At 64.3% G+C, this 367-nt stretch carries 1 pseudogene; it reads left to right on the top strand.

The annotated features are described in order from the left end of the window. Positions 1-367: pseudogene (locus EN824_RS33725) on the top strand (sulfatase-like hydrolase/transferase); the annotation flags it as partial.

Genomic DNA, 367 nt, shown 5'->3' on the forward strand with positions numbered 1-367 from the left:
AATCCTTCTCGGATCCGACCACGCTGCCCGGTGTCACCATCAAGCCGGACCCGATCCCGACAGTGCGCGCGTTGCGCTCCGGCTCGATGTTCTCGCCCGAGTTCGGCGGCATGACCGCCAATATCGAGTTCGAGGCGCTGACCGGCTTTTCCAACGCCTTCCTGCCGGCAGGCTCGATCCCCTACCAGCAATATGTGCGCACGCCGACGCCCTCGCTGGCGACCTTCCTGAAGAGCGAAGGCTACCGGGCGCGCGCCATTCATCCCGGCACCAACTGGTTCTGAAACCGCGGCGCCGTCTATGCCGATTTCGGCTTCAGCGACTTCCGCTCCGAAGAGACGCTGCCGCAGAGGGAAAAACACTGCCC

The organism is Mesorhizobium sp. M8A.F.Ca.ET.181.01.1.1 (assembly GCF_004792025.1).
Classification (GTDB): domain Bacteria; phylum Pseudomonadota; class Alphaproteobacteria; order Rhizobiales; family Rhizobiaceae; genus Mesorhizobium.